The 14985-nt window shown below is 41.3% G+C and carries 18 protein-coding genes; 1 reads left to right on the forward strand and 17 read right to left on the reverse strand.

All coding sequences use genetic code 11. The features are described 5' to 3' along the window. Positions 1–87 precede the first annotated feature (87 nt). From can to B6N13_RS18120, 5 genes are all read right to left on the reverse strand, one after another. Positions 88–720 carry a carbonate dehydratase gene (can, locus tag B6N13_RS18100; protein WP_012069461.1) on the reverse strand — a complete coding sequence of 211 codons (633 nt, stop codon included), beginning with the start codon at positions 718–720 and terminating at the stop codon, positions 88–90. Then, positions 713–1570, reverse strand: coding sequence for a putative RNA methyltransferase (locus tag B6N13_RS18105; protein ID WP_169460201.1), 858 nt, complete (start codon positions 1568–1570; stop codon positions 713–715). The genes can and B6N13_RS18105 overlap by 8 nt, the downstream gene beginning before the upstream one ends. A gap of 127 nt (positions 1571–1697) precedes the next feature. Further along, complete coding sequence (locus B6N13_RS18110; protein ID WP_169460202.1) at positions 1698–3572, reverse strand: EAL domain-containing protein; 1875 nt, start codon at positions 3570–3572, stop codon at positions 1698–1700. Positions 3573–3636: 64 nt separating this feature from the next. Continuing rightward, entirely contained in the window at positions 3637–4500 is an 864-nt protein-coding gene (locus B6N13_RS18115) for a DUF1853 family protein (RefSeq protein ID WP_169460203.1), read from the reverse strand. Then, positions 4497–4838 carry a YqcC family protein gene (locus B6N13_RS18120; protein WP_012069457.1) on the reverse strand — a complete coding sequence of 114 codons (342 nt, stop codon included), beginning with the start codon at positions 4836–4838 and terminating at the stop codon, positions 4497–4499. The genes B6N13_RS18115 and B6N13_RS18120 overlap by 4 nt, the downstream gene beginning before the upstream one ends. A 117-nt stretch (positions 4839–4955) precedes the next feature. Between B6N13_RS18120 and B6N13_RS18125 the strand changes: the two genes are divergently transcribed. After that, positions 4956–6041 carry a DUF3549 family protein gene (locus B6N13_RS18125; RefSeq protein ID WP_169460204.1) on the forward strand — a complete coding sequence of 362 codons (1086 nt, stop codon included), beginning with the start codon at positions 4956–4958 and terminating at the stop codon, positions 6039–6041. Positions 6042–6785: 744 nt separating this feature from the next. Here the strand turns inward: B6N13_RS18125 and B6N13_RS18130 are convergent. The 12 genes from B6N13_RS18130 to B6N13_RS18185 all read right to left on the reverse strand — a co-directional run bounded on the left by B6N13_RS18130 (position 6786) and on the right by B6N13_RS18185 (position 14397). Beyond that, positions 6786–7091, reverse strand: coding sequence for an NIPSNAP family protein (locus tag B6N13_RS18130; protein WP_169460205.1), 306 nt, complete (start codon positions 7089–7091; stop codon positions 6786–6788). Positions 7092–7153: 62 nt separating this feature from the next. Beyond that, on the reverse strand, positions 7154–7648 hold the full coding sequence (locus B6N13_RS18135; RefSeq protein ID WP_169460206.1) for a DUF1993 family protein: 495 nt from the start codon (positions 7646–7648) through the stop codon (positions 7154–7156). Positions 7649–7938: 290 nt separating this feature from the next. After that, positions 7939–8655, reverse strand: coding sequence for an SDR family oxidoreductase (locus B6N13_RS18140; protein ID WP_138773101.1), 717 nt, complete (start codon positions 8653–8655; stop codon positions 7939–7941). 112 nt (positions 8656–8767) lie between these two features. Then, on the reverse strand, positions 8768–9190 hold the full coding sequence (locus B6N13_RS18145) for a hypothetical protein (RefSeq protein WP_169460207.1): 423 nt from the start codon (positions 9188–9190) through the stop codon (positions 8768–8770). Positions 9191–9262: 72 nt separating this feature from the next. After that, positions 9263–10021 (reverse strand): carbon-nitrogen hydrolase family protein, encoded by a 759-nt coding sequence (locus tag B6N13_RS18150; RefSeq protein ID WP_169460208.1) that lies wholly within the window; start codon positions 10019–10021, stop codon positions 9263–9265. Between the two features lie 67 nt (positions 10022–10088). Next, positions 10089–10454, reverse strand: a complete 366-nt coding sequence (locus B6N13_RS18155; RefSeq protein ID WP_169460209.1) for a hypothetical protein — start codon at positions 10452–10454, stop codon at positions 10089–10091. Positions 10455–10561: 107 nt separating this feature from the next. Further along, positions 10562–10837: a hypothetical protein gene (locus B6N13_RS18160; protein WP_169460210.1), complete on the reverse strand. Its 276-nt coding sequence runs from the start codon at positions 10835–10837 to the stop codon at positions 10562–10564. A gap of 425 nt (positions 10838–11262) precedes the next feature. Further along, positions 11263–11811: a DUF6624 domain-containing protein gene (locus B6N13_RS18165; protein WP_169460211.1), complete on the reverse strand. Its 549-nt coding sequence runs from the start codon at positions 11809–11811 to the stop codon at positions 11263–11265. 79 nt (positions 11812–11890) lie between these two features. Further along, positions 11891–12526, reverse strand: coding sequence for a hypothetical protein (locus tag B6N13_RS18170; RefSeq protein WP_169460212.1), 636 nt, complete (start codon positions 12524–12526; stop codon positions 11891–11893). Positions 12527–12603: 77 nt separating this feature from the next. Further along, entirely contained in the window at positions 12604–12951 is a 348-nt protein-coding gene (locus tag B6N13_RS18175) for a lactoylglutathione lyase (protein ID WP_169460213.1), read from the reverse strand. Between the two features lie 83 nt (positions 12952–13034). Next, complete coding sequence (locus B6N13_RS18180; protein WP_169460214.1) at positions 13035–13427, reverse strand: hypothetical protein; 393 nt, start codon at positions 13425–13427, stop codon at positions 13035–13037. A 1-nt stretch (position 13428) separates the two neighbouring features. After that, a complete protein-coding gene (locus tag B6N13_RS18185; RefSeq protein ID WP_169460215.1) occupies positions 13429–14397 on the reverse strand; it encodes a hypothetical protein in 969 nt (322 codons plus the stop codon). Between the last annotated feature and the right edge of the window lie 588 nt (positions 14398–14985).

The following is a 14985-nucleotide window of genomic DNA, read 5'->3' on the forward strand; positions in this document are numbered from 1 at the left end:
AGCAAAAGTGACTGACAATAAAAAACGAGCACATGGCTCGTTTTTTTGCTTTTAAAGAAAGTTCGCGATGTACCGCCGACTTAGTTTTTACATGTTATTCATTTGCTCAAGTGACTCTTGTGCACTAGATACCGTTCGCTTCAGGTCGGTAATATGACCATCTTCGATGCTGTAACACCAACCATGTACATGCAATTCTTGGCCAATTTTCCAAGCATTTTGCACAATACTACTCTGGCAAACGTTGGCAACCTGTTCAACCACATTCAACTCGCACATACGATCAAAACGAGTGTGCTCGTCTTCTATCGCGTCCAATTCGACTCTGTGTAAACGGTATACGTCTTTAATGTGACGCAACCAGTTGTCTATCATACCGTGCTCTTCAGAGCCCATTGCAGCTTTAATACCACCACAACCATAATGACCAACCACCATGATGTGCTTCACTTTCAACACATCAACCGCAAATTGAATAACCGATAAACAGTTCAAATCGGTATGCACTACAACATTGGCAATATTACGGTGAACAAAAACTTCACCAGGCAATAAGTCAACAATTTGGTTAGCAGGAACTCGACTGTCTGCACAACCAATCCAGAGATATTCGGGTTGCTGCTGCTTTGATAACGTTGAAAAAAACTCTGGATCTTCAGCGGTTACTTTAGCAGCCCACTCTCTGTTTTTATTAAAAAGGTCATCTAAATGGCTAGACATGATTCACTTCCTTAATTTTCTTTCGATACCAGCGAAGCTTAATGTCCGCAGTGAGGATGATAGAATCGAGCAGTTTTACAGCTTCTCGACCTTCGTACGACGCCTTATGAATATGAGGTGTCATACTTAATAAATCTTGAATTTTTTCTTGCGAATCTAGGGTAAAAGTAAAGGTTTCTACTTGTTCCAAAACCAACTCAAAATCCGCCACACCCTCAGAAAAAGTTTGTTTGTATTCGTGAATCGATGGATAAAGTATTTTACGTAATTCGATGAGATGATTTGGGCCAGACTCTACCAGCAGCATCAAGCCATCTTCACTGAGTACTCGAGAAAACTCCTTAAAAACTGGGAAACCAAACAGGCACAACACTAAATCGTAACGCCCATCAGGAGCCGGTAAGCTCGCATTACTACCGACTAACCAACTGACCGCTTTGTCACGCTTACTAGCAGCGACAATAGCCCACTTTGAAATATCAAGACCTGTGCGCTCGGCACTAATACCTTGATTACTTAAAGCTTTACCAATTTCGCTGAGATAATAACCTTCCCCACAACCAGCATCGAGAATTCGAACACCATTAACTAAATGATCTGCTGGCCAAGAAGATAAAATCGCACTAACAATGGGAAAGTAGTGCTGCTGATTTAAGAAGTTTTGCCGCGCGGCGACCATCTCTTTGCTATCACCTGGGTCTTTAGAGCGTTTGTTTTGTACAGGAAGAAGATTAACGTAGCCGGTTTTAGCTAAGTCATAGGTGTGTCCATGTTCGCACGTTAAGACTCGCCCATTACGAGTGAGCAGTGCGGCATCTATCGGACAAGAAAGGTTTTCGAGCGTCGACACAGTGTACCCATAGTTTATTAATTAGCGCTTGAGCAAGAAGAATAACCTATTAGCCGCAAGCAGAACATCAAAAAATCCACCGCCATAAAGCTTTCTTATCTCGACGTTTCATTTTCATTTATAGCGCCTAAACCTTCACACTGTGGGCTTTCAGATACATAAGAAAGTCATCACTGGATAAAGGTTTAGAAAACAAATAACCTTGAACCTCTTGGCAATCGTAACCATTCAAGACATCGACTTGTGAGCGGTTTTCCACCCCCTCGGCGATCACCTTTAAATTTAAACTATTCGCCATTGCTATAGTGGCCTTCACAATAGCATCGTTATCGCAATCCAAACCTAGATCATGAATAAAAGATCTATCTATTTTTAGCGTTTGGATTGGGAATTTTTTCAAGTATGCAAGAGATGAATAGCCCGTACCAAAATCGTCAATAGACAGCGTCAGCCCCAACTTACGAAAGCTATGCAACTTTTCAATCGATTGCTGGGCATCCGCCATCAACATACTTTCTGTTAATTCAAGCTCAAGATACTCAGAATCCACTCCGGTTTCTTCCAGTGCCCTTTGCACCATATCAACCAAATCTGCTTGCATAAATTGACGACTAGACAAGTTAACTGACAACTTAATAGGATCCAAACCAGCTTCACGCCATTCTTGCAGCTGACGACAGGCCCTTCGAATAACCCATTCACCCAAAGGAAGAATCAAACCACTCTCTTCTGCTAGTGGAATAAATTGATCTGGGCTAATCATCCCAAGTTCAGGATGGACCCAGCGAATCAAGGCTTCTGCGCCTACAACGATTTCATCTGGGAGTCGAATCTTCGGCTGATAATGAAGAATGAATTGCTCTTCCTCTATCGCCTTTCGTAAGCCGCCACCCAATGTGAGATGCGCATTGATATTGTCGGCCATGTGATCCTCATAAACACAATACATGTTGTGTCCAGTAGACTTGGCTCGATACATGGCGGCATCCGCATTTTTGAGTAAATTATCTACATCATCCGCATGCTGGGGATAACTTGCGATACCAATACTCGCGGTAATCATCATTTCCATTTTTGCCACAGGATAAGTATTACTCGCATTTTGCATAATACTTTGGGCAATGCTTTCTAGTTCTTCAATTTCATTGGTATTTTCCAATACCACCACAAACTCATCCCCCCCCAACCGATATAAACAAGCGCTAGAGGGAATACTACCTTTGATCCGTTCTGCAACACGCTGAATAAGCTCATCACCGACTCTATGACCAAAGTTGTCATTGATAACCTTAAAGCCATCTAAATCTAAGTACAAAAGACCAAATTGGCGATGACGTTTACGAGCATTCACTAGTGCACTTTCTAGCTGCTGATACAGCAAATTTCTATTCGGTAAATGAGTTAAGCCATCGTAATTATTCAGTCGATAAAGCGCGACTTCATGGTCTCTTTCTTCTTGAATATCATGAGTTAATAAATACACAACGTTTGTCATTGGCTGATGTGAGACTTCAATTTTGTGCCAACGAACGCCATTTTTTGTAGACAGCCTTATCTCTTGAGATAAGCTCTCCCGTTGAGCTAAACGACCAATAAAGCTGTTTGCGGCACCAGCTACAGCAAATAAATCCCGTACATGCTCAATGTCACCAAATTGCTCTGTAAAGCACTTACTGGCTTCTAGATAAATGCCACTCTGTTCAAAAACAGCGAAGGACAAAGTGGTAAAATGCGAAAGAAGACTAGAATGAGAACTTTCTACTGAAACAAACGGCCATTTAAAAGGGAGTGTCTTTCCTACATCGAGCGTTTCTAAATACAAAGACAAACGATTTTTTAACTCGGCCCCAATCACACGTTGGCCGGATTTAATATCACTCAGAGAATCCATTAATAGAACTTCTGCCGCTTCATTACACCATGGCACGCTTGATTGCTCTATATCTATAATCCAAGCAGCTAATGGCATCTTACGATGCAATAATGTAGATAAATCGGTCATTTGTTATAGATACTACTAATAGAATACGGTTCATACATTTTAGGAATAGACTCTATCGAATCTGTCACCATGAATCAGGCACAATAAATACATTTCGATGTATTTGGTCTGTTTTATAAAGAGCCGACATAAGAAAAACATGCCGTGGGCGATCATCAAGTAGGAATTCCCCTACAAGATTGTAGGCAGATTGTAGAGAATTGGAAGAAAAATTATCATTTATATTAGGTACAGACAACCAATTAGGCTTTTGTAAGATTAAAAAATCCGAAAAAAACGGCATGAGCAAACTAATATTAGACACACGAATCCAACCACCACGATCACTCTGCTTAAGCCACGCATCAACCTCCTCTTTACTATTTAAAGCAGAATACAAGCGACCAAAAACCAAAAGATTGGAAATAGGATGCCGACCTTTAGCAACTCCTTCAATTGCAGAAATCCCTTCTTCCGTTTGCAAGATCTGTAACTGATGCTCTCTAGCTCTCGTGACCTTCTTTAATAAACTGTCATTCTTGTTTGGCCCGATCCAATCATGAGGAAAAAGATCAGGCCTTTCTAAATAAAACTTAATCGCTATTTCGAATTGATGAAGCTCACCATTAGGCGTTTCAACCAACATGTCTACTTCACCCAACGTTTTCCCTTCATTTACAATTTGAAAATGCTCCAAATGTATTTTTAAATGTGATAAATGCGCTATCGCAAACGAAAATAACGTCTCAAAATAACTACCAAGAAAATGGGATTTACAAGCTGCCATTGCAGTTACAAGAGACTCTGGATCCTGATCCAGTATTAACAAACGCTCATTCACATCCGCAACCCAATAAGGCTGAAGATCAAAATCACGCTCGATATAATGCCCTTCCACCAGCCAAGCAAGATCTTTGACTAATGGGTGATGAACCCGATTTGATATCACAAAGTACCACTTAGATGCTGATCAATGCGGTTTAAGCATGTGACTATATGGCGAACTTTAGCGTGTGGTTTATCCTTAAAAGCTTCCTCCGCCATGGGAGAAATATGACAACGTACAGGCAAATCACTTCCTGTTGCCAACATAGTTTTAAAGCGTTCTATCATCACAAAACGTAACCATTGCTCGAATCTCATGGTATCAATACAAAAAGGCTCTGAACTTTGTAACGCTTCTTTTGTTGGTTCTTCACATAGCCAAACATCGCAATCTTGCATTGCCATTTGCAAGTCCATCAATAAATCGGCTAACAAATGATGGTCAGAAAAGGCTTTTTTCAACCTGCTTTCTCCTTTGAAAAACGGTAATATAACGTATTTTTATTTACACGCATAATTGCGCTTTTACGGACAATATAGAGCGCAAATAAAAGCGGCAACAAGAGCCAAAACTTTATCATGAACAAAATTGAATCTCTGTCTGACTTATTTGATATGGTCGGTTGTGATGTAAGCTACTACGACATTGGTCGCAACATCACCAAAATCACCCCGCAACAAGCGATCCAATTCGACCGCAAGCAACAAGCTTACCCATTTCCTTTCCGTCAACATGCTTGGTTGGCGTGCTTACTAAACATGGGCAACGAACAAGGTAACAAAAGCAAAAAAGAAGACATCATAAAGCAAGGCGTTATTTGGTTTATCAAGTTACCACTCGACGAAGCAGGCTGTCTGAACCTTGGTACGCGGGATCACTTTATCAAAAGCATTGTCGATAAAATATTACACAAAGGCGAAGAAGCGGGATTATCAGAAGCACTTGAAGACAGCCCTTATGCCTTCAAACCAGATCAAGAACGCATGGCAAGCTTGCACGCCATTCTAGGCAAAGACCTTCACAAAGCGCCATCACACTACTTTGATGACGTGGTGAAATACCTTTCCTCAGACTTAAGCCAAGAAGACGACAGCTGGCAAACACTGGGCCTACAAGGCATAGCCGAACTTGCCGCCAGAGTCGATGAAGACAAGTATCAAGCGCTAATCGAAAAAGCCATTCAACAAGCAGCCAAACCAGTTGTTAGTGCCCTATGTCACGCTCTTGAGCACGAAACTCTATTAAGCGAATTGCAAGATACGCTTATCACGCAACTGCAAACCGAACAAGATACCTTGATGCAAGCAAGCTACCTGCGCGCCCTATCCAGAGCTGACTTAAACGACACACTATTATTACCACTGTTTGGATTGCTTGGCAGCCTAGCAGAATGCAAAGACGACGACCTTCACCCTATCGCTGCCCTCGCCGCAAAATGCCCACATTGGTTAGGCCATAACCCGCAGTTACTGCGCATTATCATGGAAAAACTGGCGCACCGAGAAGATGGCTTCATCGCCTTCAAACAAATCGCCGCAGAACTAAGCCAACACCCAGAAACCAAACAACCACTTTGGACACTGCTACGCAGTGGACACGTCAGCCCGCAACTGGCACAAGCCGTGAGCTACCTATTCACACAAACACCAAAGTCAGTGCAGTGATTGGGAAAGGTTAGAAATAGAAGGATTGGAGTCTGAATCGCCTAAAATAGAACGAGACAGACTCCGTTATTTTTGGAGTGAATGAAGATGGTTTATTGCCACTCCATCTTCAAGTCACGGTGTGACTGCGCACAATCCCTTAAATACAAATTGATTAAGCATAACGTAGGTCAGATGAGACGAGGAACGAGGCGTGATCTGACGGAACCAGCCTCAATAAGGTTAGCTTCAAACAATATAGATTTCCAAGTAATGTCCAAGCTGGTAGGACTAATGTCTGGTTAAGAGGATATTTATCGCCCCGCTAAACGGCGAACGCAATCAAGTATGATGGAGGCCACGCTTTTTGTGGCCAGAACCTATTTAAGTAGTTTGTTATGTGTTTCTCTTACTGCAAGAATCTTGTGCAAAAAAATTAAATACTAAAAGTATCGGCAGCAAAACAACTGACCAAATAGTTGATAGGAATAGAATTAGCATGGGAATGGAAATGCTACCTCCCTCAAGCTCAAAATTAATGGCGTATGCGGTAACCAAAGACAACACCACACATAAAAACGTCATTTTAATAGGCGGAAAGTAATACTTTTCAGGAAGCCATTTCGCTGACAATGACCAGACTAGTAAACATGGCCCAGCCGAAATACACGCTAATAAAACGACGATCCCTGCGAATATCAATATTTCCAATTAGTGAACTCTCCTTGACACATAACGCCCGCTCAGATGGTGAACAATGCTTTCCTAACCAAGCACTGGTCTGAAAAAACTACGTTCGTAGCTAATAATGCAATCGACTTTATCTGCAAACTTAAAAGCCTCAATACACTCGGGATCATTTAGAGATTTAAGACGATACTCTTCGTATTCTGATAAGCTTTCAAATGTGAACAAAGCTAGAGCTATATTATTCGCACCTTCTGACGGTAGGAAATAGCCATTGTGTTGACCACCGAACTTCTCAACAAGTGGAATCCACATTCTTGCGTATTCTTCAAATTCTTTAACCTTTTTCGGGTCAATCACGTACCTGACATAACAAGTAATCATGAAATTTAAATCCTTCTAATCGCCTAATTTAATACGCAATGTATAACGCCAAACTGCCATGCTTAACTGCTTACAAAACTAAAATCAGCAGGGTAAGAATGAAGACCATCAAAATCCCCTTTACTCACCGCTACTCCATTACTTTTAGCAATAGCGTAGACTATACCCATATGAAAGAAGAAATTAGGCACTATGTATTGATGAATAAAATCTGACTGGCATAGCTGAACTTCTGAAAAACCCGCTTTATCATTCAAAAATTTACTATCATCAAAACAACGAATGTCAGGAAGATTTTCTAACATCGCTCTCGTTTCAATGATTTGACGAACAACAGCGGCTTTCCCCACCTCATCAGACATTAATGTAACGGCCTCTTTCCCCAATAGCGGGTAATATCCCCTCAACACAAAATTGGCTGCGATTTTTGCGTTCATCTCAAGAGAAAACATATCATCCGTTAAAGACTCAGAGAACAACTCGGACGGTACTTTATTAACAATCGTCTCCAACTGTAATAAGTAGCCCTTGAACAATTGTTTAATCGTACGACTCATTAGTAATTCTAAGCCTCATTGATAAAATATGATCAGACAAACATTCGCCCAACCGATCACGTAGGTCTGATGAGACGAGGAACGAGGCGTGACCTGACGGGACCAGCCTCGGTAAGCATTTGCGATGTGATATTTAAAAGTGAACGCGTTAATAAGATAGGCTTCTGAAAAGTAATGTTTATGCTCATAAGGCTAACGCCCGCAGCACGCGCGGCTTTGTAGTGAAGGCAAAGCCGCAGCGGAAAAGCCGTCGCTGTGACTGCGATTGTTAGGCTTCTACTAAATAGACGTCAAAACCGTTCATCATATATAGCAGGCAGCACAAGTTCACGGACGTAAGACGCGCTAGACATGTTAATGAGGGTATTTACAACGTTGACTACGTCGTGAACGGGTACAAGTTGTCCGTTACCTCGGAGAGCGGCTTCATCCAATGGCACAGAAAGAGCATCGTCTGTGTTGAGGTAGCCAAGCTGTAAACAAGTAACCGCTAAACCGTCCTTTCGGAAACCCTCTCTCAATGCGTCACCAATACCTGTCAGGGCAAACTTTGACGCGCCAAACGTAACTTCCGGACGTCCACTCTGGCGAAGCCCGGATGTTGAACCAGTAAGAATCAATCGAGGATTAGTGGAATTGAGAAGTTTGGGAATAAGCCTTTTTAGCAGCAGTATGGTTCCAGTGATATTGATATTCACCATCCCAACAATGCTCTCATCAGAATCATCAAGAAACTTGTACTCATCCGTAAAAGCCGTCTCTTCCCAGACTCCCAGATTGTATATAAGCACATCCAGCTCCGGGGGAGTTTGCCGCTCAATCTCTAAAGCTGCCTCCAGAGGGGTTCCTAGGTCCGCTTCGATCCAATCAAGACTAACGAAATCAGGCAGCTTAAGCTCTTTCGGACGCAGGCGTGAAACACCAACAACATTATCACCAGCCGTGCATAACCCTTCTACAAAAGCTCGACCTAGGCCTTTACTCGCCCCAACGACCATTAACTTCATGAACCAACCCTCCTTTTTGCCTAACCATTTTATCAGGATACGCATGTTAACAACCTTGTAAATACTGACTTTCTAAAGTGCGTGTCTTATGAACGGTCCTTCTTAACGGCCCTTAACGTTTGATAGTTTTGAGTCCAATATACCACTTGGGCTGCATTTCGTTAAAATCGGTTCGAACCTTAGAAGCCAAATAACTAGCAGAATCGAGAACAAGGTCTCGCCCATCCACACGTTTAAAAACAACCCAGTGCCAAAAATCTCTCCCCTCTTCCTGATGATGCTTGATAGCCAACAACGCCAGATCAGGCAATGCGCCCCAAGATTCAAATAGGATTTCATTCTCAGTAGCCTCAACACCAACACGGGACAGCATATGTCGGACATATTGCGTATCCGGCCACAGCGATGTATCAGAAGCATAAATACCCATTGAATTCGCTAATGCCTTCATCTCCGCGTAACTTTTACCAACAACATTAGCCACAGAAGCAATCCCGCATCCTGTGGTTTCTTCTTGTATAACGGGACTAATCACAGATGCTCCTTTTGCATATAACGCCAGTATGCAAATGTTTACCAACTACATGCTGGTCTTTTTGTCTCAATATTATATTTTGATAGCGTCTATCTTGTGGTCGGCCATTGTACATAAAACGACACAAGGCTCTTTCGACTCCGAGCTGAAAACTCGCTCTCCACTTGCATTCCAAACTGTGTTATTACCGCATGCCGCCCAACCGCCCGTTGTAGATATATGGTTGCTCAAAAGCACAGGAAAACCATGTGTCGCTGCGATGGAGGACAACATTTTGGCGTCCGCTTCAAAGCCACGTTCAGATATTAAAGCGCTGGCAATGTATATATCAACACCCAGTTCGCGTGCTTTTTGCGCGTGTTCTGGCGACGCAAAATCCGCGCATATCGCCAAAGCAATTCGATAACCATTTACAGTAAAGACGCAGTCAACCACACCGCTCGAACAATGCTTACCCTCACCTTCATGCAAATACTGCTTAGCATAGAACTCTCGTGTCCCATCAGGAAAACAAATAACCGCTCCAATAGTTGGTTTGGCGTCTCTCCCCAATGTAAGAGTGACTTTAAGAGGACACCCTGCGAGAACAATAATATTATGATCTACTGCTGCTTGAGATAACACTTCGAACACATGTGATGTTTCAGATAAAGCCAGTTCTTGAGCAAGTTCAAGCTCATAGCCTGTCAAAGATAACTCAGGAAACACCACCAAATCGGCTTTGCACAATGAAGACTGCTCAATCATCTTAATATGCTGTGCGAGATTTTCTGTCACATCACCTTTAACAACAGGAACCTGAGCCAAACTGATACGAATACTTGTTTTCAACGTTTTTCCTTAACGCACTTCAATTGATAACGGCTTTTGAAAAATCGGTTTGATAAGTACACTCTTGTTAAAAACCTCGTAAATGCTGGCTTTCAGAGGTGCGTGTGCTATTAACGCTAATTATTTTGCGATCTCTAATTAGATCCAAGGCATCCATGAACTCTTGGAAATCTCTAATATTTTTGCGAAGTGACACTAAATCACTAAATATACCTTCCAGTATAAATCCTGCCAATTGATCAGGAACAACCATCCACATTGCATTGCCGAACGTACTTGGGTATCCAAGCTCGCTCTCTCCGACCATCCATCTCATACCAATTGAGTCGCTCTCGGAATCCTTGTAACGACCTTTTATCAATGCAATTTCACCATCAAAGTAAAAAACATCTTTGTATGGGTAGTTTTGCGGTCTAGGAAAATCTTGCTGCATGAACTAATCCTTTAGTGGATGGATGACTTAATCGTCGTGCCTAACGCTGCCAACACGGGCGAGCGTAGCGAATCCAGCCAGCTTGCTGGCTTTTGTGATTGGCCTTGTTAGCCGCCACTACCATAAAACCAAAGATATTTATCGAACACTCTCTCGTGAAACCATGTTTCAGTAACAAGCTGTTGGATTTCTTTATCGGTAGCAGTATTAGCATGACTGTATTTTTTAACAGTATGTAAATCTACGCATGACAATTTAATTTCTTTCTCTTTTTCGTAAAAAGCTCTGAGCCAGCTTTCACGGAAACTAGCATAAGAATTATCTTCTGGCTTAAATCCATTGCTTTTAAGCCAACCCAATGCACGACTATCATAAATTATCACTGGACTTTTAAAGCGCAACCATAAGAATTTTGATGATGCAGAGATAGTGTTTTATCATATTCAGCTTTTAGTGCTTCACTCAAATAGCTAACGGTCTTGACTATATTTTCGGAGTCGACAGGTCCTTGAACACTTTCGAATAGATCCAGAGCGAGTACAAGCCTATTTTCTTCTTCTACCTTCTTGAAATTTCTAGTGACTTTGTAGAATTTAGCAGCAGCATGAAGTGCTTTCAATCTCTCTGACTTATCCGTATCTCCCAATCGTTCGACGAATGGCTTATCACACCAGTACCAGTCATTTAGATACATAAGCGAAAAAATTTCATTTCTAGCATGACTCTCCTTATCGGCTAATGCCGCAAATCACCGGAAGCAAAAAGCAATGCGAAGCGGCCCTTTTGCTGTCCGAGTGAATTTGCTTTGTTAGCCATTATTTTTACGACGATTGGCCACGGTTGTGTTATGTCTTTCTTGAATGCGTCTCGTAGCATCAGAAAGTGACTCAAGCCCTACTTCCTTGCGTAGCGTTTCAACATTTTCAGGCTCTTCAATTGGCAATGGATAGGCAATTCCATTTTCGTCAATATCATGCTGGGTGCCATATATTTGAGGCTTGCCAGACATTGTAAGAACCCTATCTTGAAGGTATGCCAAGCACCATCCCTCTGACTCACCCTGATTTATTGCATCTTGTAATAGGGGTAAGCATTTATCCATGAAATCTGTATCCAGAACCGCATGCTGAATTACTAACCAGGCAGCCTTTGAACCTTCTTTGCCGACTAGACTAAAACCCGGCCAACCATATTGGTTGATAATTTCTTTGATGCGTGCATTGTTCTTTTCATGAACTGCTTTCATTCTAGGGTGGTAATCATTGGTTCCCAATTCCCCACTATCAATTAATTCCTGCAAAACTCGTTGATCTTCCTGTTGCATCGACTGCAATTCATTTTTCAATTGCTGGTTCAATTCTACGATTCCTTTGATGGCTAACGCCCGCTTAAGGGGCGCCGCAGGCGTCCCATTTGAAGCGCTTGTTATGTGGCTTTTATTGTAACGAATTTATTACGTCAGAAAATCTTGCACGCTTTCCCTTAAACTTGACAGTAAGATGTGAAACGTAACACTGATCTCGGCTTTTATTTTCAAGGTACATCAGGTTTTTCCATACCGTATCGAGTATTTTTACTGCATCACTTAACCCGACTTTTGTAGGAATTGTGTTTAGCTGTAGTGAATTTGTTTTTTCACTTTCAATATCAACACTTACTTTAAATTTATTGTCGCCTGAACTGTATCGCCGTACTCCATTCTTTTGCATACCCTCATCAGTAAGTATATAGGTTGTTTCTAATAAATGATTGTGAGCAATCAAATCTCGTATTACAAAAACTTCTACAGTTTCTTCTTCGTATGGATAGTCACTATATGTATTTTTTATAAAATTTATAACGGAGGTTTTGAGTTTATTTTCGCTCACTTGATGGATGTATCTACAGCGCATTACATAAGATTCGAGTAGCACTACAGACAAAAGGCAAATTGAAGTTGCATACCCATTTTGGTAATACCCTGCCATTATATTTTCTTCACGACCATCATCATGTTGAATCAGTTTTTCAATGAGGTCGGTTATTGGTTGAAAATAGGAAGAACCAACTATTGATACTACTTCACCGTTCACTCGGTACTCCTTGGTACGGGGCCACATAACGCCAACAGCAAGCGCGCCGCTTTTTGGCGTCGCCTTGGCTGTTTTTGTTAACTGTTGAGTTCGGTAATATGCCACAGCTCGCCTGATGGCCCCCACAAATAAATGACTTTACCCCAAGGTTCCAATTTAATTGGTTCATATCTAACATTTAAGCCCTCAATGCTTGATACCGTAACGAATGCTTCCTGAATGTCAGAAACAATTAGTTGCAGCATTAAGTTACTTGCAAAATCTTCGTTGTAAAATCGCTGAAGAAAGAATGTGCAGTTGCCGTTGCTAAAAATGGATAGATCGCCGGTAGCCGGTTCCATTTCAAAGCCTAGTGCCTGATAAAAGCATTGTGACTCATCGTAATCCTTACTTGGTACAAAAACTCTTATATCCATTGCTTGCATACTACCTCCTGAAATACAGTTAACGCCCGCATTTGCGGCTGGTTTGGAGCGTAGCGGAAAACCAGTCCGACAACATGCGCTTGTTAGTTTTCTTCTCTTCTCTCTTTCGGCACATAATTCCAGTGCTCTTCTATATAAAGAGCTCCCATTAATGCGCTGAACTTCCCAATGCTTATTTGATCATTTTGAGCAATTTCAACAATAGCCTCATCATAACCAGCCTCAGGCCTAGCAATCAAAATAAATGCCCCTTGACTAATTTGGGCTGGCTTTTGAAAGTAGTCCGTCAGAGAGTAGGAATACTCATCCGATGCATGAAGAGTTATATCTGATAGCCCATCATTTCTCTTGATTAGATAAATGAAATCATCGTCATTTTTAGGATGATCGATTCGTTGCCAAGCTCGAACTTTAGTGTGGTTATCTAGGGCATCTTCTAGATACTTGGGTATCGTGTAATATAAATTTCTTCCCACCTCAAATTATCCTTATTGTCTTAGCTAATTTGGCCTTAAATGCGTCATATGAGCGTTTTTCCAGTTCAGAATACACTTTTAAGTGCAATTTTAACCCCTGCTCTAGATAAAACCTATCCTTGAGTTTTTCATAGAAGTCAGCATCAACTTTTATGTCTTCTACTTTTATTGCTTTTGTTTTTATCAGCAAATCTACGTCGGTACTTTCGGCACCATATAAGGCGCTACCAAATATATATGCAGCCTCTATGTTCGCATTTTTTATTTTGGATTGTTCAACAATCCAGGTTTTATACTTTTCTAAGCTATTTTTCCCAAAAGAACAATAGCTCAAGATCAAATCTGAAAAAGCGATGGGAAATTGATTTTGTGAATAATCGAAGCTTGGATCTTCGCAGTGCTTCTTAAATGCTTGAATATGAGATTTCATTTCAGAAACAACTAACTCTTCACGTTTGTCTAGCTTTTTAACTCTATTTAATATGCTCAATATGCTGTCATTATTTGGAACAATTTGATCGAGCTTTAACTGTTCCCATACCTCGTAATCGTGACGGAGTTCATCTGTGCTACCAGCACTTGTATTAGGTCCAAACGTGGTAAATATTCTCCTATTATCATCCATCAATGGTCGAATATCACGAGCTGCTTTAGATAGCGTTTTGTATCTTTTGAAAGAGCCCGTTTTATTACTCAGTTGCTTTAATGTAAATAAAACAACTGAAGATACGATCATAAAAGCACCAATAACTATAAAGACACTATCGACGCCCGAATTCAGCGAAAGTTTAATATACAAATCTTCTTTGAGAATCTCTAAGCTTGAGCCTAACTGTATGACCCTTTGGTAACTTACAAGGGCTATTCCTGACGTCAATAACAACCATATAAACTTAGTATCGAAATTAGGATTTAAAAATCGATTAAGTTTTTCTGAAAGAATGCCTTTTATGGTCAAATCGTTGCTCATATCTTCCCTAGAAAACTAACAATTAAGGGTTATACGGCAGCGTAGCTGCGGCTATAACCCACTGTTGAACGGCTGCGTTGTCTATATAGGGGATTTGCTTTTTTCATGGTGGGACTTCCCTGTTATATAACTCGCTCAATACCAACGTCTGTCTGGACTATGCCGCTTCAGATCGTCTTTGATCGCCGCTATATTAATTCTTTATTTGCTCTTTTGTAGCGCGATTTGACCCGCGAGGCAAGCGATTCCCTCAGACCTTATGACCTGATCTGTTTTCAAGGCAATGTATTTATGTCTAACTAAATGGAAGGAAATTAATTACATTGTCGGGCTGATGCCGTGACCTACAAAAAAACGAAAAAACTTGTCCGTAGCTTCAATACGTTATTCTTTTATGACCAACGGCAGATTACGCTCCGCTTATCGTGCCCTACGGGTGAGTTGGGAATTTTTCATCTGACCCTAAATTCCAGACCCTAAATTCCAAGGCTCGACATTTTGGGTGCTGAACATTGTTTGGTATTTCGATGAGGTATGTTGTCATTGCGAGTTTATAGCGCCTGATTACGGTCGTGCATCCCTTATGCA

It is taken from the genome of Marinomonas sp. UCMA 3892, from assembly GCF_012726345.1.
Classification (GTDB): Bacteria; Pseudomonadota; Gammaproteobacteria; order Pseudomonadales; family Marinomonadaceae; genus Marinomonas.